Source organism: Arthrobacter cupressi (genome assembly GCF_900099975.1).
Taxonomy (GTDB): domain Bacteria; phylum Actinomycetota; class Actinomycetes; order Actinomycetales; family Micrococcaceae; genus Arthrobacter; species Arthrobacter cupressi.
In genome coordinates this window covers 155,489-169,951 of sequence record NZ_FNEI01000002.1, presented here as the reverse complement: position 1 = coordinate 169,951, position 14,463 = coordinate 155,489, and the positions used below count along the sequence as shown (strand labels likewise).

Annotated in this window: 11 protein-coding genes; 7 read left to right on the top strand and 4 right to left on the bottom strand. The window is 66.5% G+C overall.

The window, feature by feature from the left end; translation table 11 throughout:
• Positions 1-70 precede the first annotated feature (70 nt).
• Together BLP88_RS03180 and BLP88_RS03175 are read right to left on the bottom strand one after the other, a co-directional pair.
• Positions 71-1,624 (bottom strand): NCS2 family permease, encoded by a 1,554-nt coding sequence (locus BLP88_RS03180; protein WP_218872283.1) that lies wholly within the window; start codon positions 1,622-1,624, stop codon positions 71-73.
• A 15-nt stretch (positions 1,625-1,639) separates the two neighbouring features.
• Positions 1,640-2,134, bottom strand: coding sequence for a nucleoside deaminase (locus BLP88_RS03175; RefSeq protein WP_074586849.1), 495 nt, complete (start codon positions 2,132-2,134; stop codon positions 1,640-1,642).
• Between the two features lie 349 nt (positions 2,135-2,483).
• Between BLP88_RS03175 and BLP88_RS03170 the strand changes: the two genes are divergently transcribed.
• On the top strand, positions 2,484-3,857 hold the full coding sequence (locus BLP88_RS03170; protein WP_074586847.1) for an 8-oxoguanine deaminase: 1,374 nt from the start codon (positions 2,484-2,486) through the stop codon (positions 3,855-3,857).
• A gap of 49 nt (positions 3,858-3,906) precedes the next feature.
• On the opposite strand, the gene BLP88_RS03165 is transcribed toward BLP88_RS03170, so the two are convergent.
• Positions 3,907-7,572, bottom strand: coding sequence for an ATP-binding protein (locus tag BLP88_RS03165; protein WP_074586845.1), 3,666 nt, complete (start codon positions 7,570-7,572; stop codon positions 3,907-3,909).
• A gap of 152 nt (positions 7,573-7,724) precedes the next feature.
• Between BLP88_RS03165 and BLP88_RS03160 the strand changes: the two genes are divergently transcribed.
• Entirely contained in the window at positions 7,725-8,114 is a 390-nt protein-coding gene (locus BLP88_RS03160; RefSeq protein WP_074586844.1) for a hypothetical protein, read from the top strand.
• Between the two features lie 9 nt (positions 8,115-8,123).
• Complete coding sequence (locus BLP88_RS03155) at positions 8,124-8,564, top strand: SRPBCC family protein (RefSeq protein WP_074586842.1); 441 nt, start codon at positions 8,124-8,126, stop codon at positions 8,562-8,564.
• Positions 8,565-8,683: 119 nt separating this feature from the next.
• Here BLP88_RS03155 and BLP88_RS18895 read toward each other — a convergent pair whose 3' ends face one another.
• On the bottom strand, positions 8,684-8,860 hold the full coding sequence (locus BLP88_RS18895; RefSeq protein WP_162943758.1) for a hypothetical protein: 177 nt from the start codon (positions 8,858-8,860) through the stop codon (positions 8,684-8,686).
• A gap of 369 nt (positions 8,861-9,229) precedes the next feature.
• On the opposite strand from BLP88_RS18895, the gene pucL reads away from it, so the two are divergent.
• The 4 genes from pucL (at position 9,230) to BLP88_RS03135 (ending at position 14,411) form a co-directional block, all read left to right on the top strand.
• Positions 9,230-10,141, top strand: a complete 912-nt coding sequence (pucL, locus tag BLP88_RS03150; RefSeq protein ID WP_074586840.1) for a factor-independent urate hydroxylase — start codon at positions 9,230-9,232, stop codon at positions 10,139-10,141.
• 208 nt (positions 10,142-10,349) lie between these two features.
• A complete protein-coding gene (locus BLP88_RS03145) occupies positions 10,350-11,834 on the top strand; it encodes a nucleobase:cation symporter-2 family protein (RefSeq protein ID WP_074586838.1) in 1,485 nt (494 codons plus the stop codon).
• Positions 11,835-11,924: 90 nt separating this feature from the next.
• Positions 11,925-12,743: a MurR/RpiR family transcriptional regulator gene (locus BLP88_RS03140; protein WP_074586836.1), complete on the top strand. Its 819-nt coding sequence runs from the start codon at positions 11,925-11,927 to the stop codon at positions 12,741-12,743.
• Between the two features lie 126 nt (positions 12,744-12,869).
• Positions 12,870-14,411, top strand: coding sequence for an NCS1 family nucleobase:cation symporter-1 (locus BLP88_RS03135; protein ID WP_074586834.1), 1,542 nt, complete (start codon positions 12,870-12,872; stop codon positions 14,409-14,411).
• Positions 14,412-14,463 lie beyond the last annotated feature (52 nt).

Sequence of the window (14,463 nt, the reverse complement as noted above, 5' to 3'; positions counted from 1 at the left end):
GTTCTTCCCTTGGTTTCTGGGAAGAAGGCGCACTGAGGCAGGCGGGACAGGGCATGTAAGGCCGGGGCGGCTAGATGCCCATCAGCGAGTTGATGGGACCACGGGCGAAGTAGATGATGAAGCCGGCGGTGACCGCCCACATGAGCGGATGAACCTTTTTCGCCTTGCCCGACGCCGCGTTGACCACTGCGAAGGAGATGAAACCGACGCCGATGCCGTTGGCGATCGAATAGGTCAGCGGCATGGTCACAATCGTGAGGAACGCCGGCAACGCGATGGAGAACTTGGTGAACTTGATCTCCCGGATCTGCGCCATCATCATCGCGCCGACCACCACCAGGGCGGCCGCCGCAACTTCCAGCGGAACCACGGAGGTCAGCGGCGTGAAGAACATCGAGCCCAGGAACAGAACACCGGTGACCACGGAAGCCAGGCCCGTGCGGGCGCCCTCGCCGATGCCGGCCGCGGAGTCGATGTAGACGGTGTTGGACGAGCCGGAGGTTCCTCCGCCCACCACTGCGCCCATGCCCTCAACGATGAAGGCCGACTTCAGCTTGGGGAACGTGCCGTCTTTGTGCGCCACGCCGGCGCTCTTGGCCAGGCCGGTCATGGTGCCCATGGCGTCGAAGAAGTTGGTGAACACCAGGGTGAAGACCAGCATGGTGGCGGCGAGGCCGCCGATCCGGGCGAACGAGCCGAAGGGGTCGAACTGGCCCACCAGGCCCAGGTCGGGGACGGACACCAGGTGACCGGAGAGCACCGGGGTGTTCAGGTGCCACCCGCCCGGGTTGTCCGCGCCGCCGGGACCGATCCGGAACACGGCCTCGGCAACGGCGGCGAGGACGGTTGTAGCGACGATGCCGATGAGCAGGCCGCCCTGGATCCTGCGTGCCACGAGGATACCCATGACCAGCAGTCCGACGATGAAAACGAGTGTGGGGATGGACGTGATGGATCCATCGTTGCCGAGCTGGACCGGCGGGCCACCCTTGGTGGCACGGACGAAGCCGGAGTCGACGAAGCCGATGAAGGCGATGAACAGGCCGATGCCGACCGTGATGGCGGCCTTGAGCTCCTTGGGCACTGCCTTGAAGATCGCCGTCCGGGCGCCCGTAGCGCCGAACAGGACGATCAGGATGCCGTTGATGACCACCAGGCCCATGGCTTCGGGCCACGTGACCTCCTGGATCACCGCGACAGCGAGGAAGGAGTTGATGCCCAGGCCGGCCGCGAGGCCGAAGGGCAGGTTGGCTACCAGGCCGAAAACAATCGTCATGACCCCGGCGGTAAGGCCTGTGACGGCGCCGACCTGCGCGGCCGAGAGCCAACCCCCGGCGACATCCGTGGGCGCGTTCTCTGCCGAGAAGCCGCCCAGGATAAGCGGGTTGAGGATGACGATGTACGCCATGGTGAAGAACGTGACCAGGCCGCCGCGGAATTCGCGGGCCAGCGTGGACCCACGCTTGGAGATCTGGAAGAACTTGTCCAGGAAGGCCGGCGGCTTCTTGCCGTTACCGGCGTGCGAAGTCTTGGGCTTTGCGTGTGCCGCTGTGGGCTCTGCGCCGTTGTTCCCGTTGGGGAGCAGCGCAGCCTGCTTTTCAGCGGAATTGTCCAGGATTGTCATTTCAGCCACCGGGCCCTAGTAATCGATCCTGGAATCGAGGGTGTTCCACGTGGTGAACGGCTGGATGACGGGCGGGGCCCCTGTGTCTCCGAGTTCCAGCCGGGCGACCGGCATCAGTTCGTCCCGGTTGTCATTCTCGAAGTATTCGTAGAAGACGGCGTCGTCGAAGCCGACGGAGGCGGCGTCGTGGCGGTCCGCGGCGAAGAACACGCGGTCGATGCGGGCCCAGAGCGCGGAAGCCAGGCACATGGGGCATGGCTCGCAGCTGGTGTAGAGGGTGGCGCCGCTCAGATCGAAGGTTCCGAGTTCGCGGCAGGCGTTGCGGATGGCGGTGACTTCAGCGTGGGCCGTGGGATCGTTGCTGGCCGTGACACGGTTGACGCCTTCGAAGGCCCTGCCGTCCGCGCTGACCACGACGGCGCCGAACGGGCCCCCGCTGTTCAGGACGTTGGCAGTTGCCAATTCAATGGAGGTGGCCAGGAACTTTTCGGCCGTGACGGTTGTACTCATTTGTGCGACTTCCTTTTGCTGTGGAAGCGCTGGCGACCGAAAAACACCAAGGGAACGGAACTGTGCCGCGGTTACCAGGCTTCAGCATTTGCGATGAAGGTTGAGTTACGCCTGGTAGATAGCTTCCCGGAAGACCGGGTGCCCGCCTTTGGCAGTTAGAGATTAGCACCACGCTGTGAGCCGCGCCATAGTTTTTTGAAAAATAAATATCGCGATGTGAAATCTTTGTTTCGCCGGTCTCACTAGGCAGACAGGAGCGCGCGACCCTACGCTGTCCGTACACCTGGATCAGCAGACAGGGCCTAACTGAGCTGGAACGCATACCGTCAACAGCCAAAAGGAGTCCCTCATGGCCCGTACCGCGTCAGTCCCTTCCCCGTCCAGGCTCTGGATCAGGAACCCGCTCGCCGTTTTCACCGCCAACGGCCTCGAGGCCGGCGGCGGCCTGGTGGTCAGCGAGGGAAAAATCGCCGAACTCGTACCCGCCGGCGGGCAGCCGTCCGCGCCGTGCGATGAGACCTTCGACGCCGGCCGGCACGTCCTGCTTCCGGGCCTGGTCAACACGCACCACCACTTCTACCAGACCCTCACCCGCGCCTGGGGGCCGGTGGCCAACGCTCCGCTTTTCCCCTGGCTGCAGAACCTCTACCCCGTCTGGGCGCGACTGACCCCCGAGAGCCTGGAACTCGCCGTCGAGGTGGCCCTCGCGGAACTGCTGCTCTCGGGCTGCACCACCGCAGCGGACCACCACTATTTGTTCCCCGCCGGCCTGCAGGACGCCATCGACGTCGAAGCGGCCGTGGTGCGCCGCATGGGCATGCGGGCCACCCTCACCCGCGGTTCCATGACGCTCGGCGAGGACGAGGGCGGGCTGCCGCCGCGGTCCACGGTGCAGGACCCGGAGACGATCCTGGCCGACAGCGAACGGCTCATCCGCCAGTACCACGAGCCCGGCGAGGGCGCCGTGATCCAGATTGCGCTGGCGCCATGTTCCCCGTTCTCGGTCACCAAGGAGATCATGGCCGAAAGCGCCGCCCTGGCTGAGAAGCACGACGTCCGCCTGCACACGCACCTGGCCGAAACCCTGGACGAGGAGGACTTCTGCCGGGAAATGTTCGGGCTGCGCACCGTGGACTACCTGGAGAGCGTCGGTTGGCTCGGCAGCCGCACGTGGCTGGGCCACGGCATCCATTTCGACGACGGCGAGATCGCCCGGCTGGGAGCCGCGGGCACCGCCGTCGCGCACTGCCCGACGTCGAACATGCGGCTCGGGTCCGGCACCGCACGGGTGCTGGAACTCGAGGCCGCCGGGGTTCCGGTGGGACTGGGCGTGGACGGATCGGCATCCAACGACGCGTCGAACATGGTCCTGGAGGCCAGGCAGGCGCTGTACCTGCAACGGCTGCGATACGGCGCGGACGTTCCGGTGGAGCGGGCGCTGGGCTGGGCCACCCGGGGTTCGGCGGCGGTGCTGGGCCGTGCGGACATCGGGCAGCTGGCGCCGGGCCTGCAGGCGGACGTGGCCATGTTCACGCTGGACGAGCTGCGGTTTTCCGGCAGCCACGATCCGGTGGCGGCCCTGTTGCTGTGCGGCGCGGACCGCGCGGACCGGGTGATGGTCGGCGGAACCTGGCGGGTGGTGGACGGCGCCATCCCCGGCCTGGACGTGGCAGGACTGGCGGCGAAGCACACGGCTGCGGCACGGAAGCTCATCGCCGGTTAGGCCGTGCTTGCGAAAGCGGCGATCCGGATCCTTCTGCGCACATGAGGTTTCAGTGCAGATGAGCCATCGCGGCCAGGTTTCCCTTGGCCCGATAGCAGCGCGCAGCTTCCGCCAGAGCGGCGTCACCCCTGGCACTGTCGCCGCGGGCGAAGCAAACGCCGGCCACTGTACGGTGCACGTCGCCGCGCAGGTTCAGCATCTCGGCCGGCGCCCATCGAAGCGCCTCAAGGGCAAGGACTAGTGCCTTGTCCGGATCTTTCGAGGCCATTGCAGACGCCGCCGCCGAGAGGGCCCTGGCCTCCACGCCCTCGGCAGGTGCGGTCGCGGCCGCCAGCGCGGCGAGCTCGGCAGCCTCTTCGGGACGCCCCATCTCGTGGAGCAGCAGCGACAGGCGGGCGGCGGACGTCGGCAAGTTTTGCCGCTCGCCAGTACGCCTGGCAGCGTCGAGCTGGGTCCGCAGGGCTGCCTCTGCGGTGGGGAAATTGCCGGCGAGGAGCTCGGCAGTTCCCCGGACTGCGGCCACGAACATAAGGAGGCGCGGTGCGTGCAGGGTTTCCTGCACGGCTCGTTGGGCCCGGTCGAACAGCTCCCGGCCCTCGTCGAAGCGGCGCTCCATTGCGTGAAGCCAACCCGCGTGGATCAACAATCCGGGGTGCTCAACACCCGGCAGGGCGATGGCCTCGATCTCCGGCAGGCACTGCCGCACCGGTACCGGGCCCGCGGCGAGCGCCTCCGCGAGCAACCAACGGTTCGCCATTTGTTCCCGGACACTCTTCGCCCGGTCTGCAAGTTCGATGTTGGCCCGGAAAGCCCGCTCCGCCTCGGTGAGGCGGCCCTGCCGCACCCGGACGCAGGCTTGCAGGAAGATCGCGCGGCAGCGGCCGCTGTCGTCATGGTGTGCGGTGAAGAATGACTCCGCCTCGGCGGCTTCCCGCCCGATCGACGATAGCGGCACGGGATCCGGACCGACGATGAACTGGATGCGGGCGTGCTCGAGGAGTGCCGCCCGTGCGGCGACGTCGTTGCCCGCGGCGGCTGAACGCTGGGCCAACTCCAGGAGGAGTTGCTGTGCCTCGGGGAACCGGCCGAGCACGAGATCGACCTCGGCCAGGCGCTGGGTAAGCGTCCCGCTCGCGGAATCGTCCCCGGCCATCATGGCCCGCGCCCGGGACAGAAGATTCCGGGCCGCGGTCTGATCGGATCTGGCGGCGGCGCGTTCTCCCGCGCGGGACAGGTGCGCGCCCGCCCGGGCCGCCAGGGACTCGTCGCCGGCGCCGATAGCCCGAAGGCTGAGTACGGCCTGCTCCAGGTGGTAGCCCACAATCTCGTCGAGCTCGGGTGGCCGCTCCGGCCCGCCGTCCTGGAGCCATTCGGCGTAGCGCCGATGCAGTGCGGCGCGGTCCGGGTGGGTCATGGAGCGGTATGCCGCGAGGCGGATGAGCACATGTCCGAAGCGGACCACGCCGTTGCTCCCACCCGTCAACAGGCGCCGGGCCTTGAGAGTGGAGAGATGCCGCTCAATGTAGGCCCGCGCCCCGTCCGGTAACAGCGCCGCCAGCGCGTCGCGGCCACAGTCGTCACCGGCCACCGCCGCGACTCTCAGCAGGTCCCGCTCGCCGGGACCGAGCCGGTCCAGACGCGCCGCGAGGAGGGCACGGAGCGAATCCGGGAGCGCGTCAAGGTCCGCCTCCTCGTGCGCCGCGAGGAGTTGTTCGGCGAACAGCGGATTCCCACGGGCGCGGTCGACGATGGCAGTGACGGCCTCGACGTCGATCCCGGGTGCCCGGCCCCGCAGCAACGCCGCCACGTCATCGGCGGGGAGCGGCTCGAGGACGAGCGCATCGGTCCATTCCGGCCGCTGGTCCAGCAGTTCGGGACGCCCCAGGCAGAGCACGAACAGCCGTCCTTTCCCGGAGCCTACTGCCTGGTCGACGAGGTCTAGCAGTGTCGGCTCCGCCCAGTGCAGGTCGTCGAGCACCAGCAGGAGGGGTTGCCTGGCGGAGAGTGCTTCCAGCAGCCGCACCGTTGCACGCAACATGGCGGGCACAGTCTCCGTGCCCTCGGCCAGACCCAGCCCGGCGGCCACTACCGCGGCGTCTTCCGGCACGAGCTCGGCAAGCGCCGGCCAGCCACGTTCGCCTGCGGCGTCGAGGAGGGCCTCGCGGAGCGGCAGGAACGTGATGCCCTCGCCGTACGACGCACAGCGGCCCCAGGCCACCAGGGCCTCGCCGTCAACGCTGTCGGCGAAGTCTGCGGCGAGCCGGGTTTTGCCGATGCCGGCCTCCCCCACCACGGTGAAGCGCCCCGGCACACCGGCCCGGCCGGCCGCCCGGAATGCGGTACGGATTCTGACCAGCTCCTCCGCCCGTCCCACGGTCGTGGAATCAAAGCGGAGCCTGCCGCGGGAGTCGTCCATCATCCCGATGACCCGCCACGCAGCGGTCTCACCTGGCACGGATACCACAACCGCCGCGCCGCGCACGAGCTGCAGGGTGCGCGGGCCCACCAGGACGTCACTGTCGCGTACGAGCCGCTGGAGCCGGAAAGCGGAGGTGACCGCCGGACCCGACACCATGTCAGCGAGCGACCCGCCCGATCCGCTGACCACGATGTCGCCGGTCTCGACGACGGCCCGCGCGGCATGCCGAACGACGGGCTCGTCGACAGTCGCGAGCCGGTCGCAAACCTCGACGGCGGCACGCACGGCCCGCACGGCGTCGTCCTCATGCGCCACCGGGAACCCGAAGAACGCGACCATCAGGCCACCCACGACCTGTTCCACGCGTGCGCCATGGGTGCGCAGCACCGCAGCGGCAACCTCGTTGGCACGCGTACCCGCTGCGGCCAGGGCTTCGGCGTCCGCGTCGTCGTCGGACGCCGGCACGATCTCAAGACCGACCACCGTGACCATGCGGCGCTCACGGGGCAGCCAGCCTTCGGTCACGACCCGCGTCGGGGAACGTTCCCCCAGCGAAGGATCCTGCCGGAGAACCGCTGCTTCGATCTCACGCAGCCCGGGGCCGGGCTCGACGCCAAGTTCGTCCACCAGACGGTTGCGGGCGTCGCGGTAGGCAGCGATCGCATCCGCCTGCCGGCCCGCACGGTAAAGGGCAAGCATCAGCAGGCCGGAGAGCCGCTCCCGGAAGGGGTGCTCGGCGACGAGCAGGTCGAGCTCGGCGACCAAACCATGATTCCGGCCCAGCTCGAGGTCTGCCTCGATGCGCGCCTCGAGCGCGGACAGCCTCAGTTCTTCCAAGGCGGTGATGGTGCCCTGGGCGAACGGGTGGAAAGCGAAGTCGGCCAGTGCCGGGCCGCGCCAGAGGGCCAGCGCCTCCGTAAGGAGCCTGGAGCGCGGCTCCGCAGGCTGGCCGGCGGCCTGGTCGAGGAGCTGCTTGAAACGACCGGCGTCAACGTCCCCCGGACTTATTGCCAGCCGGTAGCCGCTTCCTTGAGTGACCAACAGCGTCGGGTGGCCAAGGGCTTCGCGGTCAGGCTCGAGCAGCTTGCGCAGCTTCAAGACGTGCATCTGCACCACGGTGTTAGCGGTGGGAGGGGGCTGCTCGCCCCACAGCTCGTCGACAAGACGCTCGGAAGGGACGGCGTCACCCGCATGCAGGACCAGCATCGCGAGGAGGGCACGGGCCCGCCCGCCCGGTACGTCGAGGCGCCGGGTCCCTTCGCGAACCTCCATCGGTCCGAGGATGCGGAATTCCACCGACAGCCGCCTTCGCCAGATCGCCCCGTGCACCAATCTAGCACCGCCGGATCCCGGCCGGATCCGGCTTTAGCGAGGCGTTAGCGGCCGGGCGGACCATGGAAAAAGCCCCAGAGGGGACCCCCAACAAGAGAGAGCAAGGAGTGAGAACCATGAATGGAACATTCGTATTCGTCGGCAATTGGACGATCAAGGAAGGCAGGGTCGAGGACGCGAGGAAGGCACTGTCTGAGCACACCGATTTTGTCGAGATCAACGAGCCGCGGCTCATTTCATTCAACTTCTACATCGACGAGGACACCCGCCGCGTGACCTGCGTCCAGGTCCACCCGGACGCAGACTCCATGGCGACTCACATGCAGCTCATCAGCAAGCACCTTTCAGACGGCGTGGAGTGGATGGACACCACCGAACTCGAGCAGTACTACGGCCAGAAGTCGCCGCGGCTGGCCGAACTCCTGGAGCCGTGGTCGAGCCCGCACGTCCCCGAACGATACCTTCCGGAACACTTGGCGGGCTTCACCCGCAGCACGGTCCGCTAAGGAGGAGTGATGATCAGCATTGAGAGCAGCGAGTGGATCGGCCGACCCACGGAGGAAGTGTTCGCGTTCGTGTCCGACATACGCAACGACCCGCAATGGCACACCGACGTCCTCGAGGCGGAATACGAGGCGCCAGGACCGCTCGCCACCGGTACCGCCTTCCGGGCAAAGTTCAAGCCGTTCATGGGACTGTCCGAAGGGACGGGCACAATCACGGCGTACGAACCCCCGCGTCGGGTCGTGCTCACGGAGCGGATGGGCAAGTTCGAGCCGGTGCTGACGCTCACGGTGGAGCCCGACGGCGGCGGCTCGCGGATCACCCGCCGCCTCGACATGGAGCCACACGGGATGCTCAGGATCATGGCGCCGTTTACCGGTGGAATGATGCGCAGGCGTAACGAGGGCTTTCTCAGCAACCTCAAGCGGGTCCTCGAGACCGGACGCCGTTGAGCCGGCACACCCGGCACCGGCCGGGCTTCCGGGCACGGAAAAGCGGGCGGCACCTCCCCAGGTACCGCCCGCTTGATGGCTCTGTTGCGCAGAGTCCGTACGTCTCCTAAGGCAGGATCTCAGGGACGTTGCCGGCCGAACACCGGGAGCGCACGCAGCCACCGGGAGAACCCGCCTTTGGTGCGGTCGCAGTCGGCCGGAATGTAGAAGTCCGGGTCCGTGGAGCCGAACGGCAGGTACAGCTCCTGGCCGGGAGCCGGAAATTCCACGACGTTCTTATTCTCCTGCTGGTCCATCTGTTCCTCCTCGTTCGCAGTCCATCGTTTCCGTATTTCGGAAAACTTTTATTGTTATGTGGAAATCGTAAACAGGTTCCCGTGGCCCGTCAAGAGCCGGACCCGGCCGGATCCGTGCCGGCCGGTCACATTCGGAAAATTGCCGCTGATTGCGTGGACCTCTTCACAAGGTCCGAAACCCGCGCTAGTCTTTTCAGCAACTCGTGACTCAGGTCACGAAACCTGGGAGCAGCAGGCAGGGTCGTAATGAGCTGGCATCGATGGATGCCGGCTCTTTTTTGTTGCCGGCGTCCGCCAAAACAGGCGCCGCACGGCGCACGACACCACACGGTGGACGGGCTCCGCCCACCAGGAAAGTTGAGACAGACCATGAGCAGCAAGATCGTCCTCGGCAAGAACCAGTACGGCAAGGCGGAAAATCGCGTCGTCAAGATCACCCGCGACACCGACCGCCACGAGATCGAAGACCTCAACGTCACTTCCCAGCTCCGCGGCGACTTCAGCGCCGCCCACTTCGAGGGCGACAACGGCCGCGTGGTTCCCACAGACACCCAGAAGAACACCGTCTACGCCTTCGCCCGCGACGGCATCGGCTCCCCGGAGGAGTTCCTGCTCCGCCTGGCCAAGCACTTCACCAGCGAATTCGACTGGGTGACCGGCGGCCGCTGGGAAGCCGAGCAGTACGCCTGGGAGCGGATCATCGCCAACGGCAAGGAGCACGACCACTCCTTCGTCCGCAAGGGCCAGGAAGTCCGCAACGCCGTGGTGGTCCGCGAAGGCGATTCCACCTACGTCATCTCCGGCCTGAGCGACCTCACGGTCCTCAAGTCCACCCAGTCCGGCTTCGAGGGCTACCCGAAGGACAAATACACTACCCTGCAGGAAACCTCGGACCGCATCTTGGCCACCGCAGTCTCGGCCCGCTGGCGCTACAACAACGACGCCGTCGCCGAAGGCAGGATCGATTACAACGCCGCCTACGAATCCGTGAAGGCGCTCCTGCTGGAAGGCTTCTCCGAGCAGTATTCCAAGGCCCTGCAGGAGACCCTCTACCAGATGGCCCAGAAGGTACTGGACGCCCACCCGGAGATCGACGAACTGCGCTTCTCCACCCCGAACAAGCACCACTTCGTGGTGGACCTGAGCCCCTTCGGCCTGGACAACCCGAACGAAGTATTCTTCGCCGCGGACCGCCCATACGGCCTGATCGAAGCCAACTTCGAGCGCGACCTCATCTCCGACCCGGGCAACGCCTGGGACGGCATCGCCGGCTTCTGCTAAGCCGCTCATCAAAAGACCGGGGCGCCGGAGCCAGGGCTGAACATCGCCTGGCCCCGGCCGCCCCGGAACTCAGCCATACCCCAATAGGCCCCGGCCCTGCCGATCAGTGCCCGAACAGGCCCCCGCCCACAAGCCGTTCTTCGGCCCGGATTGTTAGCCAGACATATCAGCCAGACAAAGGTGTCTGCCCCAAATCAGGAAGTCTGCCATGAACACCAAGAAGAAAACCCGTCCCACAGGGAATGCCAGCACCCGGCCCGAAGACCAACGCCTGTCAATCGGCAGCTCCTTCGCCTACGGATTCCAGCACGTCCTGACCATGTACGGCGGAATCATCGCCCCGCCCCTGATCATCGGCGCGGCCGCCGGCATGTCTTCGCAGGACATCGGCCTGCTGATCGCCGCCTGCCTCTTCGTCGGCGGGCTCGCCACCATCCTGCAGACCGTGGGCATCCCCTTCTTCGGATCCCAGCTCCCGCTCGTCCAGGGCGTCTCCTTCGCCGGCGTGTCCACCATGGTGGCGATCGTCAACGGCAGCGGCGGCATCCAGGCGGTCTTCGGTTCCGTGATTGTCGCCTCCCTGATCGGCCTGGCCATCACCCCGCTCTTCGCGAAAATCATCAAATTCTTCCCGCCCGTGGTCACCGGCACCGTGATCACCACCATCGGCCTGACCCTGATGCCCGTGGCCGCCAACTGGGCCATGGGCGGCAACGCCAAGGCCGAGAACTACGGCAGCGTGGCGAACATCGGCCTCGCCGCCGCCACCACCGCCGTCGTCCTGCTGCTAAGCAAAGTAGGCAACGCCGCCATCTCGCGCCTGTCCATCCTGCTGGCCATGATCATCGGCACCGTCATCGCCGCGGTCACCGGCATGGCCGACTTCTCCAAGGTGGGCCAGGGCGAGATCGTCGCCTTCCCCACCCCCTTCGCCTTCGGCCCGCCCACCTTCGAGATCGCCGCCATCGTCTCGATGCTGATCGTCATCCTGGTCACCCTGACCGAAACCTCGGCGGACATCATCGCCGTCGGTGAAATCGTGGACACCAAGGTGGACTCCAAGCGCATCGGCAACGGCCTGCGCGCGGACATGCTCTCCAGCGCCATTTCCCCGGTCTTCAACTCCTTCACCCAGAGCGCCTTCGCGCAGAACGTCGGACTCGTGGCCATCACCGGCGTCAAAAGCCGCTTCGTGGTCAGTGCCGGCGGCCTCATCCTGGTGATCCTGGGCCTCCTGCCCGTCCTCGGCCGCGTGGTCGCCGCGGTTCCGACCCCCGTCCTGGGCGGCGCCGGCGTCGTCCTCTTCGGCACCGTGGCCGCCAGCGGCATCCGCACCCTGGCCAAGGTGGAATACCGCAACAACATGAACCTGATCGTGGTGGCGGCGTCCATCGGCTTCGGCATGATCCCGATCGCCGCCCCCAAGTTCTACGACCAGTTCCCGTCCTGGTTCTCCACCATCTTCCACTCCGGCATCAGCTCGGCGGCCGTCATGGCCATCCTGCTGAACGTGCTCTTCAACCACTTCAAGAAGGGCAATTCGGACAACCAGTCGGTGTTCGTGGCCGGAACGAACCGCGTGGTCACCGAAGCCGACCTCGCATGCCTCGCAGAAGGCGACCGCTTCGAAAACGGCAAGCTGATCGACTGCGACGGCAACGAGGTCCCCATCAAAACATCTGCCGGCCATTAGGAGGTTTCAACGACGACGCTTCATTTTTGAATGGTAAGAGCCGCCGGACACCAAGGTGTCCGGCGGCTCGCTTCGTGAGACGGTTGTTTCATGAGGATCGACGAGCGCATCGGACACCATTATCCGGAGCTGGGGCCGCAGGAGCAGAAGGCCGCAGACACCCTCCTGGACCACCTGGGCGACCTCGCCGTGTACAACGCCGCCGAACTCTCCCGCCTGAGCGGCGTCTCCAAGGCCACGATGAGCAGGCTTTTCCGCCGCCTCGGCTTCGCCGACTTCAACGAGGTCAAGGAACACACCCGGACGCTGCGCGCGAGCGGGGTCCCGGTGGCCGCCCACGAGGAGGGCGACCTCGCCGCGCACCTGGCGTATGAGCTGGACAACCTGCGCCGCACCTTCGAACAGCTCGACGCCGGCCAGCTCACCGCCGCCACGGAGGCGCTGGCCTCCGCCGGGCAGCTGCTGCTGATCGGCTTCCGCAACAGCTTTCCGCTCGCGCTGCACCTGCGACAGCAGCTGCTTCAGTGCCGCGGAAACGTCGCCGCCGCCCCGCAGCCGGGCCAAAGCATCGGCGAGGAACTGGCAGGGTACGGCGCGGGCGACGTCGTACTGTTGCTGGGATTCCGACGGCGGCCGGCGGCTTTCGCGGCCGTCCTCGAGGCGGCTGCCGCGGGCGGCTCCACCACCGTGCTGATCGGCGATCCGAGCGCCCGCCGTTTCGCGGCCAAGGCCGATATCTGGCTTGAGTGCCCGGTGGACAGCGTCTCGGCCTTCGACAGCTACGCCTCGGCCATGAGCCTCATGAGCGTTCTCGCCAACGGGGTGCTGGCGGTCCGTGCCAAGGCCGGCCGGGACCGGATCCGCGAGGCCACCGGACTCTTCAGCGCCCTCGGCGAACTGGAAGAGTGACCCGAGTCACATTCGGCGCGTAATACACAGGGTCTTCTTCCAGCAGAAACAGCTATGTAACATCCGTTCCACAAACTTGGGTTCATGAAACGGCCGATCCGGCCGCGAACTTACCGGAGGAACAACATGGCTGAACTTGAGACCGCGGCCGGCACCGGCGCCGGCGCCGTCAAGCACGGGTATGACCACCGCCTCGCCAACGAGGACCTCGTCCCCCTGGAGAAACAGGGCTGGGGCGCCTACAACATTTTCGCTTTCTGGATGTCCGACGTGCACAGCGTGGGCGGCTACGTCACCGCCGGCAGCCTCTTCGCCCTGGGCATCGCGAGCTGGCAGGTGCTCCTGTCGCTGATCATCGGCATCGTGATCGTGCAGGTCTTCACGAACCTGGTGGCCAAACCGAGCCAGAAGACCGGCGTCCCCTACCCCGTGATCAACCGCGCGATCTTCGGCGTCAAGGGCGCCAACATCCCGGCAATCATCCGCGGCCTGATCGCCATCGCCTGGTACGGCGTGCAGACCTTCCTCGCCGCGGAGTCGCTGAACATCATTTTCCTGAAGTTCATCCCCGCCACCCACGCCCTGGCCACGGACTACTCCTTCCTGGGCTTGTCCGCCCTGGGCTGGATTTCCTACGCGATCCTCTGGGTGGCGCAGGCCGCCGTCTTCTGGAACGGCATGGAGACCATCCGCAAGTTCATCGACTTCGCCGGACCCGCGGTGTACGTCGTCATGATCATCCTGGCGATCTACCTGGTCTCCCAGGCCGGCTGGGACAAAATCAGCCTTGACCTGGCGGCGGGCGAGCCGCTGGACTTCTGGGCCTCCATTCCGGTGATGCTCAGCGCGATCGCGATCGTGGTGTCCTATTTCTCCGGCCCCATGCTGAACTTCGGCGATTTCGCCCGTTACGGCAAGTCCTTCAAGGCCGTGAAGAAGGGCAACCTGCTCGGCCTGCCGGTCAACTTCCTGTTCTTTTCGCTCCTCACCGTCATCACGGCGTCGGCCACCGTACCGGTGTTCGGCGAGCTCATCACGGACCCCATCCACACGGTGGAGCGGATCGACACCCCGTTCGCGATCCTGCTGGGCGGCCTGACCTTCGTCACCGCCACGGTGGGCATCAACATCGTGGCCAACTTCATCTCGCCGGCGTTCGACTTCTCCAACGTTGCCCCGCACCGGATCAGCTGGCGCACGGGCGGCATGATCGCCGCCGTCGGCTCCGTGATCCTGCTGCCGTGGAACTGGTACAGCAACGCCACCGCCATCCACTACTCCCTGGGCATCCTCGGCGCACTGATCGGCCCGCTCTTCGGCATCCTGATCGCCGGGTACTACCTGGTCAGCCGGCAGAAGGTCTGGGTGGACGAGATGTACACCATGGATCCGGGCGGCAAGTACTGGTTCAGGAACGGTTACAACCCCAACGCCCTCAAGGCCGTGGCCATCAGCGGCGCCGTGTCCATCGCCTCGGTCATCATTCCCAAGCTGCTCCTCGACACCGGCGCCACCACGGTGGATGCCACCTGGCTGGGCAACTACAGCTGGTTCATCGGCTGCGGCCTGGGCCTGGTGGTATTCCGGTCCCTGGAGAAGAGCTCACCCATGATCAACCTCGACGCCGACGGAGTGGACGTCAACGACGGCTCGCTCAGCGACGACTAGGCATCCGATTCCATGACCGAGCGTACAGTTGAGGCCCTGAATCCGCGGATTC